The sequence below is a fragment of the Bradyrhizobium sp. BR 1433 genome (genome assembly GCF_051547665.1).
Lineage (GTDB): Bacteria > Pseudomonadota > Alphaproteobacteria > Rhizobiales > Xanthobacteraceae > Bradyrhizobium > Bradyrhizobium australafricanum.
The window spans coordinates 8,241,239-8,253,392 of the sequence record NZ_JBPUGG010000001.1 but is presented as its reverse complement, the minus strand read 5'-3'; the positions used below and the strand labels follow the sequence as shown (position 1 = coordinate 8,253,392).

Genomic DNA, 12,154 nt, shown 5'->3' with positions numbered 1-12,154 from the left:
CCATGACGAAGCAGCGCCAATTTGACGAAAGCGATTGGCCACGCCGTCAGTGGCTGATCATCCAGGGCCGTGCGGTCGGAAAGCCCTTGGCGCCGCTCTTGGTCTTGGTCATCAGTCGCGCCGGCTTCTTCCTTCCGGTGGAGCAGCAGCTGCAGCCTGGCCCATGCGCGGCCTTGTACTGATCGAGCGTCTTCGGTGCGTGCCGGCTCTGCTCGTTGGTGGCGTGCGCCTTGCGCTTGTCGGAGGGCATGCAGAAGAACGCCGGCGCGGTGAGGATCACGCGCGGCGACGTCGCCTCGCATTGCGGGCAGTCCTGCGGCAGGTCGCATTCCACCATCGGCCGCATGTCGGTGAACGGGCCGCAGTCGTTGCAGAGATATTCGTAGATCGGCATTTCCTTAATCCTTGCGCAGTCGTGCGTGACATCCGGCGATGGATGCGGGGCGGCCGATACGCAGCCGTCCCGCACCCTTCGCGCAGGGATCACCTAAAGGATCACTTGTCCGGTGAGATCGGCATCTGCACGTCGCCCTTGATGTGCTTGATCGGTCCCGCCGACGACGGCATGACGTCGAAGTCGAAGATCTCCGTCGGCAGCCACAGCGTGGCGCAGGCATTCGGCACGTCGACGACGCCGGAGATGTGGCCCTGGCACGGCGCGGTGCCGAGGATCGAATAGGCCTGGGCGCCGGAGTAGCCGAACTTCTTCAGATACTCGATCGCGTTGAGGCAAGCCTGGCGATAGGCGATGTGGACATCGAGATAATGCTGCTTGCCCGCCTCGTCGACCGAGATGCCCTCGAAGATCAGATAGTCCTTGTAGTTCGGCGTGATCGGCGACGGCTTGAACACGGGGTTCTTGATGCCGTATTTCGAGACGCCGTCCTTGATGACGTCGACCTTGATGTGCAGCCAGCCGGCCATCTCGATGGCGCCGCAGAAGGTGATCTCGCCGTCGCCCTGGCTGAAATGCAGATCGCCCATCGAGAGCCCGCCGCCCGACACATAAACCGGGAAGTAGATCTTCGAGCCGCGCGACAGATCCTTGATGTCGCAATTGCCGCCATGCTCGCGCGGCGGCACGGTGCGGGCGCCCTCGAGGCCGATCTTGGCCTTGACGTCGCCCTTGGCCTGGCCCGCATGGGCGGTCGGCGCGAACGGCGGGTTGGCGAGGCCCGGCACGCGGGTCGGGTTGGTCGCGATCAGTTCGGCTTCGCGCGCGTTCCATGCGGCAAGCATCTTGGCGTCGGGCAGACAGCCGATCAGGCCGGGATGGATCAAGCCGGCGAAGTTCACGCCGGGGACGTGGCGCGACGAGGTGTAGAGGCCCTTGATGTCCCAGATCGACTTCTGCGCCAACGGGAAATGGTCGGTGAGGAAGCCGCCGCCATTCTGCTTGGAGAAGAAGCCGTTGAAGCCCCACAGGCTCTCCTTCAACGGACCAACGTCGAGCAGGTCGACGACGAGGAGATCGCCGGGCTCGGCGCCCTTGACGCCGATCGGGCCGGACAGGAAGTGCACGATCGACAGATCGATATCGCGCACGTCGTCGGCTGAATCGTTGTTCTTGATGAAGCCGCCGGTCCAGTCGACGGTCTCGATGATGAAGTCGTCGCCGGGGCTGACCCACTCGACGATCGGAACCTCCGGATGCCAGCGGTTATGGATCTTGTCGTTTTCATAGGCCGACTTGCTGAGATCGACCTTGATCAGTGTATCTGGCATCGCATTGCTCCCCTTCGTTTACTGGTGGTTACACAGACAGATATTTCGAGATCTGCGCGGCATCGACGCTGGCGCGCGGATCGTCGCGGACGATCTCGCCGTTCTCGATGACGAGCACGCGATCGGCGATATCGAGGGCGAAGCTCAGCACCTGCTCGGAGACGACGATCGACAGTCCCCGCTCATCGCGGATCCGCTTCAAGGTGCGCGCCATGTCCTTGATGATCGACGGCTGGATGCCTTCGGTCGGCTCGTCCAGCAGCAACACCTTTGGCTTGGTCGCCAGCGCCCGGGCAATCGCGAGCTGCTGCTGTTGCCCGCCCGAGAGATTGCCGCCGCGGCGCCCCTTCATCTCGAGCAGCACCGGAAACAGTTCGTAGATATCGCCCGGCACCTCGGAGCCGCCTGACACCACGAGCCCGGTCTCGATGTTCTCCTTGACGGTCATGGTGGAGAAGATCATGCGGCCCTGCGGCACGTAAGCGAGGCCCTTCGCCACCCGCTCGTAGCTCTTCATCGCGCCGAGCTCGGCGCCGTCCATGGTCACCTTGCCGCTCTTGGCCGGCAGGATGCCCATCAGCGACTTCATCAGCGTGGTCTTGCCCATGCCGTTGCGGCCCATGATCGCGACGATCTCGTTGGGCGCGACCGAGACGTTGAGGCCGTGCAGCACCTCGCTCTGGCCATAGGCGACGTGAAGATCATTGATTGCCAGCATCGTCCCGGTTCCTCAGTGGCCCAAATACACTTCGATGACTTTCGGATCGTTCTTGACGTGCTCCATCGTTCCCTCGGACAGGATCTGTCCCTGGTGCAGCACCGTGACCTTGTGCGCGATGTCCTCGACGAACTTCATGTCGTGCTCGATCACCAGCACCGAACGGTCCTTGATGATGCGGTTGAGCAGCTCGGCCGTCTTGGCGCGCTCGGACACGCTCATGCCGGCGACCGGCTCGTCGAGCATCAAGAGGTCCGGATCCTGGATCAGCAGCATGCCGATCTCGAGCCACTGCTTCTGGCCATGGCTCAACTGGTCGGCATAGGTGTTGAGCTTGTCCTTCAAGAAGATCATCTCGGCGACCTCCTCGACCCGCTGCTCGACCGTGTCGTCGCGCTGGAAGGTCAGCGAGCCGAACACGGTGCGGCCGCGCGGAAAGGAAATCTCGAGGTTCTCGAACACGGTGAGATCCTCGAACACCGACGGCGTCTGGAACTTGCGTCCCACCCCGGCCTGCACGATCTCGTTCTCGCGCAACCTGGTCAGCTCCTGGCCGCGGAACTGGATCGAGCCTGACGTCGCCCTGGTCTTGCCGCAGATCAGGTCGAGCACCGTGGTCTTGCCGGCGCCGTTCGGGCCGATGATGACGCGGATCTCGTTCTCCTCGACATAGAAGGAGAGATCGTTAACGGCCTTGAAGCCGTCAAAGGACACAGTGAGGCCGGAGACCGCGAGCAGGAAGTCCTTGGGCTGATGGCCGACGAGCATGATGATCCCTCCTCACTCGGCCGGTGCGCCGTCGGCGATCAGGCCGGCCGCCGATTTCGATTTGCGTGATGCCAGCAGGCGATCGATGCGCGGCTGGACGTGGTCCGCCCAGATGCCGGACAGCCCGTTCGGGAAAGCGAGCACGACCGCGATGAACAGCGCACCGAGGCCGAACAGCCAGAGCTGCGGAAAGGACTCGGAGAGGCTGGTCTTGGCGAAATTGACCAGCAGCGCACCCCAGACCGCGCCGAAGATCGACATCCGGCCGCCGACCGCGGTGTAGATCACCATCTCGATCGACGGAACGATGCCGACGAAGGATGGCGACATGAAGCCGACCTCGAGCGTGAACATGGCGCCGCCGATCGCAGCGAACACCGCCGCGGCGCAGAATGCGAAGATCTTGAAGTTGGCGACGCTGTAACCGGAGAAGCGCACGCGATCCTCCTGCTCCCGCATTGCCACCAGAATGCGCCCGAGTTTTGTCAGGCGGATGAACTGCGCGACGCAGATGCAGCCGAACAGCAGCACAACCTCGACGAAATACAGAATGAACTTGGCGTGATCGGTGCGGATGTCCCAGCCGTGCAGCGTGCGTAAGTCGGTAATGCCGTTGATGCCACCGGTGTAGCCTTGCTGCCCGACAATCAGAATAGTGAGGATCGCGGCGATCGCTTGCGTGATGATGGCAAAGTACACGCCGCCGACCCGACGCTTGAACATCGCGGCACCGATGATCAGCGCGAAGACCGCGGGAACCAGCAAGATCGCAAGCAGCGTGACCGGGAAGCTGTGGAACGGCTTCCAGAAGAAAGGCAGCGAGGTGAGCTGGTTCCAGTCCATGAAGTCGGGGATGCCCGGCGTCGACTGGATCTTGGTGTTCGCGACCGACGACGCCTCGAGCTTGAGGTACATCGCCATGCAGTAGCCGCCGAGGCCGAAGAACACGCCCTGCCCCAGGCTCAGGATGCCGCCATAGCCCCAGCACAGCACGAGGCCGATCCCGACGAAGGCGTAGGTCAGATATTTGGCAACGAGGTTGAGGCGGAAGATATCCAGCGACAGCGGCAGGACGAGAAACAACAGCACCGCGAGCGCAAGGAAGCCGAGCAGTTCAGAGCGATTGAGAAAGCGCGAGTTGATGATCATGACCAGCCTGCTTGTTCTTATTTGCGGACCTTGAGCGCGAAGAGCCCCTGCGGACGCACCATCAGGATCGCGACGATCGTCAGCAGCGTGATCACCTTAGCCATCGATCCCGACAGGAAGAATTCCAGCGTCGATCTGGGTCTGCGAGATCGAGAAGGCGGAGGCGATGGTGCCGAACAGCGAGGCGGCGCCGCCGAACACGACCACCAGGAAGGTGTCGACGATGTAAAGCTGGCCGGCGGTCGGCCCGGTTGAGCCAATCATGGTGAAGGCCGAGCCGGCGATCCCGGCGATGCCGCAGCCGAGGCCAAAGGTGTAACGATCGACCTTCTCGGTATTGATGCCGACGGCGCCCGCCATCACGCGGTTCTGCACCACGGCGCGTACCTGCTTGCCCCAGCTTGACCAGAACAGCACATAGGCGACCGCGATCGTGATCAGGATGGTCAGCGCCATCACGAACATGCCGTTGATCGGAATCTGGATGGAGTCGGTCACCTGCCAGGAGCCCATCATCCATTCCGGCAGTTCGACGCCGACCTCGCGCGCGCCGAAGACCGAACGATAGGCCTGTTGCAGGATCAGGCTGAGGCCCCAGGTCGCCAGCAGCGTGTCGAGCGGACGCTTGTAGAGATGGCGTATCAGCGCCCACTCGACCAGCATGCCGAGCGCGCCTGACGCAATGAACGCGAGGATCATTGCGATGAAGAAGTAACCGGGGAACAGCCAGGGCGCGACGTGCTGCACGGCGTTCGACGTCATCCAGGTGACGTACGCCCCCAGGATCATGAACTCGCCATGGGCCATGTTGATGACGCCCATCTGGCCGAAGATGATGGCAAGCCCCAGCGCCATCAGCACATAGACGGAGAACAGGATGAGCCCGGCAAATCCCTGCATCGCAAGGATGGCGCCGAGATCGCTGATCGAATAGTCGCCGAACATCTGGTCCTCCGTCATTCCAAGGGGCACGCGCCGCCGGTCAAGCGACGCTCGTTCCGTAGCGTGGACGATGACGTCCACGCCACGATGCGTTGTGGAGCTTCGTAGCCCGGGTGAGCGGGTGCGATACCCGGGACGGTCCCGCATATCGCCCCGCTCATGCGGGCTACTGGCTCACTGGTAGCCCTTGGGGAACGGATCCGGCTCGACGAGATCGGCGGTCTCGTAGATCAGCTCATACTGGCCATCGGCCTTGGCGCGTCCGACGCGGGTCTTCGACCAGAGGTGATGGTTCTCGTGGATCCGGACGTAGCCTTCGGGCGCGCCCTTGAACTCGACGCCAGGGGAAGCCGCCGCGATCTTGTCGATGTCGAAGCTCTGCGCCTTCTCCACCGTCAATTTCCACAGCCACGGGCCGAGATAGGCGGCCTGCGTGACGTCGCCGATCACGGTCTTCTCACCCCACATCTTCTTGAAGGCGGGCACGAAGGCCTTGTTGTTCGGGTTGTCGAGCGACTGGAAGTACTTCATGCAGGCATAGGCGCCGGCGATGTTCTCGCCGCCGATACCGTCGATCTCGTCCTCGGTGACCGAGATCGTGAGCAGCGTCTGCTTGGACAGGTCGATGCCGGCCGCCTTGAGCTGCTTGTAGAATGCGACGTTGGAGCCGCCGACAATGATCGCGTAGATCACGTCCGGCTTGGTCAGCTTGATCTTGTTGATGACCGAGTTGAACTGGGTCGAGCCGAGCGGGAAGTATTCCTCGCCGACCACCTTGCAGCCCTGCAGATGGTTCTCGATGTGCTTGCGCGCGATCTTGTTCGAGGTGCGCGGCCAGATGTAGTCCGAGCCGAGCAGGTAGAAGCTCTTGGCGCCCTTGGTCTTGTTGACCCAGTCGAGTCCGGCGATGATCTGCTGGGTCGCCTCTTGCCCGGTGTAGATCACGTTCTTGGACTGCTCGAGGCCTTCATAGAAGGTCGGGTAGTACAGCATGCCGTTGTACTGCTCGAACACCGGCAGCACCGCCTTGCGCGAGGCCGAGGTCCAGCAGCCCATCACGGCCGCGCATTTGTCGTTGACCAGCAGCTTCTTGGCCTTTTCCGCGAAGGTCGGCCAGTCGCTGGCGCCGTCCTCCTGGATGAACTTGATCTTGCGGCCGAGCACGCCGCCGGCGGCATTGATCTGCTCGATCGCGAGCTTCTCGGCCTCGACCGACCCGGTCTCGGAGATCGCCATGGTGCCGGTGACGGAATGCAGGATGCCGACCGTGACTTCGCTATCGGTGACTGCAAGACCCGTGGTGTTGACCGCAGAGGTTGCAGGAACGTCGGCAAATGCCGGACGGCCCAGCATCGAAACGGCCGGCAATGCCGCCATTCCCATCAAGAGCTTGCGCCGGAGCGGAGACTTCAGGCCTGGTTTTGGTTCGTCTGACATGAGCACCCCATCTGGTTCGAGAACGCTTATTGATCAGGCGAGGATTGCTCACTTTTGTGCAGCGCACTGATACGTGAGATCGCGTATACTGCACCGCAAAATAGCGACGTAGGTTTTTGGTACGGGATTTGCCCGCGATCAGCGCATCGTGGACCAGGAGTTCAAACGAGTGGCAGGGCGGCAGCGGATAGACCGCGTCAGGCGCCAGTACAATCAATGGGTCGCCAACCAGACGCTGGAAGACTACGCGCTGCGCTTCACCGCCAAGAGCGCGCGGCGCTGGTCCGCCGCCCGCGTCGCCAACACCGCGCTCGGCGCGATCTCCTTCCTCGCGCTGGAGGCGATCGGCGGCACCATCACGCTGAACTATGGCGCGATGAATGCCTCCGCCGCGATCTTGGTCGTCAGCGTCATCATCTTCCTCTGCGGGCTGCCGATCGCCTACCATGCCGCGAAAAGCGGCATCGACATCGACCTGCTGACCCGCGGCGCCGGCTTCGGCTATATCGGCTCGACCATCACCTCGCTGATCTACGCCTCCTTCACCTTCATCTTCTTCGCGATCGAGGCGGTGATCCTGGCCAGCGCGCTCGACATGTGCTTCGGCATCCCGCGGCCGATCGGCTATTTGATCAGCGCAGTCGTGATCATTCCGCTGGTTATCTACGGCATCACGCTGATCAGCCGCTTCCAGCTCTGGACCCAGCCGCTGTGGATCATCCTCCACATCATGCCGTTCGCGGCGATCGCCTGGGCCAATCCGCATTCCTTCACCGAGTGGCGCAAATTCGCCGGCGATCACGGCGATCCCGCAGGGAATCTCGACCTGCTGCTGTTCGGCACCGCCGCCTCCGTCGTGTTCGCGCTGGTGGCGCAGATCGGCGAGCAGGTCGACTTCCTGCGCTTTCTGCCGCGCGACCGCCGCACCTCGCGCAAGGCCTGGTGGATCGCGCTGCTGAGCGCCGGTCCCGGCTGGATCGTGCTCGGCGCGCTCAAGCTGCTGGCCGGCTCGTTCCTCGCCTTCTTCGCGCTCAGCCACGGCGTCTCGGCCGAGCACGCGGCCGAGCCGGCCAACATGTATCTCGAAGCGTTCCGCTACGTGCTGTCGCAGCCGGATCTGGCAATGGCGCTGACCGGGACGTTCGTGATCCTGTCGCAGGTCAAGATCAACGTCACCAACGCCTATGCCGGCTCGATCGCCTGGTCGAACTTCTTCTCCCGCCTCACCCATTCGCATCCCGGCCGCGTGGTGTGGCTGGTGTTCAACGTCGTGGTCGCGCTGCTGCTGATGGAGATCGGCGTCTACAAGGCGTTGGAGCAGACGCTCGCGCTCTACTCTAACGTCGCGATCGCCTGGGTCGGCGCGCTGGTGGCCGATCTCGTCGTCAACAAGCCGCTCGGCCTGCGGCCGCAGCACATCGAGTTCAAGCGCGCCCATCTCTGCGATATCAATCCGGTCGGCGTCGGCGCGATGACGATCGCCACCGTGGTCTCGATCAGCGCGTTCTACGGCCTGTTCGGCCCGACCGCGAAGGCGCTGTCGGCCTTCGTTGCGCTTGCGGTCGCGTTCGTCACGGCTCCCCTGATCGCCTGGGCCACCGACGGCAAGTACTACATCGCCCGCAAGCCGAAGCGCAGCTGGCAGAACATTGAATCGATCCAGTGCTGTATCTGCGAGCATGCGTTCGAGCCCGAGGACATGGCTTCCTGCCCCGCCTATGCCGGCCCGATCTGCTCGCTGTGCTGCTCGCTCGACGCACGCTGCCATGACCTCTGCAAACCGCATGGCCGGATCGGCGCACAGGTCTCGGACGCGCTGGGCAAGGTGATGCCGCAGCCGATCTACGCCCGCATCAATTCACAGCTTGGACATTATCTCGGCGTGTTCGCCGTCTCGGCCGGCCTCGTGGCGCTGGTGCTCGGCCTGATCTACCTGCAGACCACGGCAGCCGTGCATGCCAACGAATTGCTGGCCGACGTGCTCTGGAAGGTGTTCTTTGCGCTGACCCTGATCATCGGCGTCGTCGCCTGGCTGTTCGTGCTGGCGCAACAGAGCCGGCGCGCCGCGGAAGCCGAAACGCGGCGGCAGACCACGCTGCTGATCCAGGAGATCGACGCCCACAAACGCACCGATGCCGAACTGCAGCGCGCCAAGGAGGTCGCGGAATCGGCCAATCTCGCCAAGAGCCGGTACGTCGTGGGCCTCAGCCACGAGCTTCGCTCGCCGCTGAATGCGATCTCCGGCTACGCGCAATTGCTGGAGCAGGACGATAGCCTGCAGGTGCGGCCGCGCGAGCAAGTGCGCGTGGTCCGCCGCAGCGCCGATCATCTGTCGGGGCTGATCGACGGCATCCTCGATATCTCCAAGATCGAGGCCGGCCGCCTCTATTTGTCGCGCGACGAAGTGCGGCTGAACGATTTCCTCGAGCAACTGGTCGGCATGTTCCGCCTGCAAGCCGCAGCAAAAGGCATCGACTTCGTGTTCAAACGGCCTGCCGTGCTGCCCGTCGTGGTCTATGCCGACGAGAAGCGGCTGCGTCAGATCCTGATCAACCTGCTGTCGAACGCGATCAAGTTCACGCAATCCGGCCAGGTCCAGTTCGTGGTGCATTACCGCAGCCCGGTCGCAGAGTTCGAGGTGATCGATACCGGGCCGGGCATCCAGCCCGACGACCTCGAGCGGATCTTCGCGCCGTTCGAGCGCGGTGCGCTCGGCGTCACCCAGCCGCAGACCGGCACCGGGCTTGGCCTGACCATCAGCCGCCTGCTCGCGGGCGTGATGGGCGGCGACATCAAGGTCCTGAGCACGGTCGGCACCGGCAGCACCTTCCGCGTCAAGCTGCTGCTGTCGGAGGTCACCAATCCGCGGCGCGATGCGCCGGTCGATGCTCCCGTGTACGGCTATCACGGTCCGCGCAAGACCATCCTGATAACCGACGACGACCCGACCCACCGCGACCTGTTGCGCGAGATCCTGACGCCGCTCGGCTTCATCCTGCTCAGCGCGCCGGACGGGCCGGGCTGTCTTGCCCTCGCGCAGCATTGCCGGCCGGACCTGTTCCTGCTCGACATCTCGATGGCGGGCATGGACGGCTGGACGGTCGCCGAAACCCTGCGCTCCGAAGGCCATCACCAGGCACGCATCCTGATGATCTCGGCCAGCGCGCTGGAGGCCCATGGCGCGCCGCTCGCGCAGCCATTCCATGACGGGTACCTGATGAAGCCGATCGACATCCCGCGGCTGCTCGAGACCATCCGCCAGTTGCTCAAGATCGAGTGGCAGTATGAGGCCGAGCCGGCCCCGCCTCCGCAATGGAAGCCCGAGAGCGGTTCGCGGCCGCCGGTGAAATATGTCGAAGAGCTGATCAGCCTCGGCCAGCTCGGCTATGTCAGGGCGATCCAGCTCAAGCTCGACGAGATCGGCAATGAGTGTCCCGAACATGCCGATTTCGTCGGCCAGATGCGCACGCTGATCGACCGGTTCGATCTCGATCAATATATGGCGACGTTGAAGACATTGCACAGCTATGACCATTGAACAGAAGAAGCGCGACGTCGCGCTCGTCGTCGACAACTCACCCGAGACGTTGCGCCTGCTCACCGACGCGCTCGACGGCGCCGGCATGACCGTGATGGTCGCGCTTGACGGTGCCTCCGCGATGCGCATCGTCGAACAGATCACGCCCGATATCGTGCTGCTCGATGCCGTGATGCCCGGCATGGACGGTTTCGAGACTTGCAAGCGGCTGAAGCGCGATGCCGGGCTCGACGGCGTGCCGATCATCTTCATGACGGGTCTCGCCGAAACCGAGCACATCGTGCGCGGGCTGGAGGCCGGCGGCGTCGACTATGTGACGAAGCCGATCGTAGTCGAGGAGATGCTGGCGCGCATCCGGGTCCATCTCGCCAATGCGCGGATGACGCAAAGCGCCCGCGCGGCGCTCGACGTCTCCGGCCGCTATCTGCTCGCCGTGAACAGCGCCGGCGCGCTGCTGTGGGCGACGCCGCAGGCACAGCGACTGCTGTCGGATACGCTCGCCGACGCCGCCGACAATTTCGTGCTGCCGGATCCGATGCCGCAATGGCTCGAACAGGCGCAGAAAGGCAAGACCGGATCGAAGACCGTGACCATGGCGTCGTTCCCCGGCAACGAGCAGCTTCGGCTGCAATATATGGGCAAACTCGGACCCAACGAATTCCTGCTGCGGCTCGCCAAGGACACCAGCGGCGACATGCCGGCCGAGTTCTCCAGCGAGCTCGGCCTGACCACCCGCGAGGGCGAGGTGCTGTCCTGGCTCTCCAAGGGCAAGACCAACCGCGACATCGCGCAGATCCTCGGCCTCAGCCCGCGCACCGTCGACAAGCACCTCGAGCAGATCTACGCCAAGCTCGGCGTCGAGAACCGCACCGCCGCCGCCGCGATCGCGGTCAACGCGAGGCATCGCAAGTCCTAGCCTGCGGCCTCCACTGCCCCGGGGACGCGTCCTGACATGGCCAGTCGCCCCAGACCGTGACAGGATGGGCTGACACGTTCATTCCGGCGGAGAATAGGCATGGATCGTCTGGCGGCGATGGAGACATTCGTGCGGGTGGTCGAGACCGGCTCGTTCTCCGGCGCAGCGCGGCAGCTTCGCGTGGGCCAGCCAGCGGTTTCGAAATCGGTCGCGCAGCTCGAGGAATTTCTCGGGGTCAAGCTGCTGACCCGCTCGACCCATAGCCGAACTGGCGGCGCGTGGCGCCGGGGCCGGCCTCAAGGGCCGATTGCGGGTCTGTGCGGCCGTCACCTTCGCACGCATCCATCTCATTCCGATGCTGCCGAGGTTTCTCGCGCAGCATCCCGAGCTGGACCTCGAGGTCGTGCTCGATGACCGTCAGATCGACCTCGTCCAGGAGGGCATCGATGTCGCGCTGCGGATGGGTAAGATGACGGATTCGACGCTAACGGTGCGCCGTATCGCGCGATGCCAGCGCTTCGTGCTGGGCACGCCTGCCTATTTCGACCGCGCCGGCACGCCGTCGACACCGAGCGAATTGAGCCAGCACCAAGCCGTCGTCTATCTTCGCGAGGGCAGCGTGTGGTCGTTTCAACGTGACAGTACCGAACTGGCCGTCACCGTGCGGAGCCGGTTGCGGGTGACCGCAGCCGAAGGCGTCCGTGCTGCGGTGCTCGCCGATGCCGGGCTCACGATCGCATCGGAATGGATGTTCACCCCGGAGCTCAAATCGGGCGCCGTGCGCGCGGTCCTGCCGGAATGGAACCTCCCAGCCCTCGATCTCTGGGCCGTGCTTCCGACCGGACGTGCAGCGACCGCCAAGGCACGCGCATTCGTGAGCTTCTTCGAGCGCAGCTTCAATGCATGACGTCATCGGCCGCTTGAAACGGTGGATGCTTATTCCCAACAGGAATAAGCGCTA

General features: G+C 63.7%; 8 protein-coding genes and 2 pseudogenes. 3 read left to right on the top strand and 7 right to left on the bottom strand.

The window, feature by feature from the left end; genetic code table 11:
• Positions 1–46: 46 nt before the first annotated feature.
• From ACSKB9_RS39565 to urtA, 7 genes and pseudogenes are all read right to left on the bottom strand, one after another.
• Positions 47–394 carry an FmdB family zinc ribbon protein gene (locus tag ACSKB9_RS39565; protein ID WP_438079707.1) on the bottom strand — a complete coding sequence of 116 codons (348 nt, stop codon included), beginning with the start codon at positions 392–394 and terminating at the stop codon, positions 47–49.
• 101 nt (positions 395–495) lie between these two features.
• Positions 496–1,725 carry a formamidase gene (gene fmdA / locus ACSKB9_RS39560; protein WP_438079706.1) on the bottom strand — a complete coding sequence of 410 codons (1,230 nt, stop codon included), beginning with the start codon at positions 1,723–1,725 and terminating at the stop codon, positions 496–498.
• Between the two features lie 28 nt (positions 1,726–1,753).
• Complete coding sequence (gene urtE / locus ACSKB9_RS39555) at positions 1,754–2,443, bottom strand: urea ABC transporter ATP-binding subunit UrtE (RefSeq protein ID WP_283062388.1); 690 nt, start codon at positions 2,441–2,443, stop codon at positions 1,754–1,756.
• Between the two features lie 12 nt (positions 2,444–2,455).
• Positions 2,456–3,211 (bottom strand): urea ABC transporter ATP-binding protein UrtD, encoded by a 756-nt coding sequence (gene urtD / locus ACSKB9_RS39550; protein WP_438079705.1) that lies wholly within the window; start codon positions 3,209–3,211, stop codon positions 2,456–2,458.
• 12 nt (positions 3,212–3,223) lie between these two features.
• On the bottom strand, positions 3,224–4,360 hold the full coding sequence (gene urtC / locus ACSKB9_RS39545; RefSeq protein ID WP_438079704.1) for an urea ABC transporter permease subunit UrtC: 1,137 nt from the start codon (positions 4,358–4,360) through the stop codon (positions 3,224–3,226).
• Between the two features lie 17 nt (positions 4,361–4,377).
• Positions 4,378–5,305: pseudogene (gene urtB, locus ACSKB9_RS39540) on the bottom strand (urea ABC transporter permease subunit UrtB).
• 171 nt (positions 5,306–5,476) lie between these two features.
• Positions 5,477–6,739 carry an urea ABC transporter substrate-binding protein gene (gene urtA, locus ACSKB9_RS39535; protein ID WP_092079983.1) on the bottom strand — a complete coding sequence of 421 codons (1,263 nt, stop codon included), beginning with the start codon at positions 6,737–6,739 and terminating at the stop codon, positions 5,477–5,479.
• Between the two features lie 169 nt (positions 6,740–6,908).
• Between urtA and ACSKB9_RS39530 the strand changes: the two genes are divergently transcribed.
• The 3 genes and pseudogenes from ACSKB9_RS39530 (at position 6,909) to ACSKB9_RS39520 (ending at position 12,100) form a co-directional block, all read left to right on the top strand.
• Complete coding sequence (locus tag ACSKB9_RS39530) at positions 6,909–10,277, top strand: hybrid sensor histidine kinase/response regulator (RefSeq protein ID WP_092080147.1); 3,369 nt, start codon at positions 6,909–6,911, stop codon at positions 10,275–10,277.
• The gene (locus ACSKB9_RS39525; RefSeq protein WP_438079703.1) at positions 10,267–11,193 is read left to right on the top strand and encodes a response regulator; all 927 of its coding nucleotides are present in this window, start codon (positions 10,267–10,269) and stop codon (positions 11,191–11,193) included. The genes ACSKB9_RS39530 and ACSKB9_RS39525 overlap by 11 nt, the downstream gene beginning before the upstream one ends.
• A 99-nt stretch (positions 11,194–11,292) precedes the next feature.
• A pseudogene (locus ACSKB9_RS39520) lies at positions 11,293–12,100 on the top strand (LysR family transcriptional regulator).
• Positions 12,101–12,154 lie beyond the last annotated feature (54 nt).